1 protein-coding gene is annotated in these 1135 nt (G+C 46.8%); it reads left to right on the plus strand.

The genetic code is table 11. From position 1 onward, the window contains the following. Positions 1–113 precede the first annotated feature (113 nt). Positions 114–1127, plus strand: a complete 1014-nt coding sequence (ansA, locus tag R7Q47_RS25845) for an asparaginase (protein ID WP_005479567.1) — start codon at positions 114–116, stop codon at positions 1125–1127. Positions 1128–1135: the final 8 nt, after the last annotated feature.

The raw sequence follows: 1135 nt of genomic DNA on the forward strand, positions 1-1135 counted from the left end.
TTGAGCTCAACATCTCCTCAGATGACTTTCATATGCTGTGCGCCGAGCCTCGCATCTCAAGGTTATTTAGGTATATAATCCCGCCTCTGTTCCCCTACACGAAAGAAAAAACGATGACTAGAAAACACATCTACATCGCTTACACCGGTGGCACCATCGGTATGCTAAAATCGGATCACGGTTACGTTCCTATCGCTGGCTTTATGGAAAAACAGCTTGCCAGCATGCCGGAATTTCACCGTCCAGAGATGCCGGAATACACTATCCACGAATATGATCCTCTTATCGACTCATCAGATATGACACCAGCAGACTGGCAACAAATCGCTGATGACATTCGTGACAACTACGACAAGTACGATGGTTTCGTTATTCTGCACGGCACTGACACGATGGCTTACACCGCGTCGGCTTTGTCTTTCATGCTAGAAAACCTGGGTAAGCCAGTTATCGTTACTGGTTCTCAAATTCCTTTGGCTGAACTGCGCTCTGATGGTCAAGCAAACTTACTAAATGCTCTGCACATCGCAGCAAACTACCCAATCAACGAAGTCACCTTATTCTTCAACAATCAGTTGATGCGTGGCAACCGCAGCACAAAATCTCATGCTGACGGCTTTAATGCATTTACGTCACCAAACTTGCCGCCATTGTTGGAAGCGGGCATCAACATTCAGATTAGCAACAGCATCAAGGTGAACGCGCAACCTGAAGGTGAATTCAAAGTTCACAACATTACTCCTCAACCAATCGGTGTGATCACAATGTATCCGGGTATTTCGCATGAAGTTATCCGCAATACCTTGCTTCAGCCAGTGAATGCAATGATTTTGCTTACCTTTGGTGTGGGTAACGCTCCGCAAAACCCAGAACTACTAGGCCATCTTAAAGAAGCCTCTGAGCGTGGTGTTATTGTGGTCAACCTGACTCAATGTTTGGCTGGTAAAGTCAACATGGGCGGTTATGCGACAGGCTGTGCGTTGGCAGATGCAGGCGTAATTAGCGGTTACGATATGACGCCAGAAGCGGCGCTCGCAAAACTGCACTTCTTATTGAGCCAAAACCTGTCTTACGAAGAAGTAAAAGAGAAAATGCAGGAAGTACTGCGTGGCGAAATGAGCCTGTAAGCGCTGCT

The sequence above is a fragment of the Vibrio sp. Vb0349 genome (genome assembly GCF_033338975.1).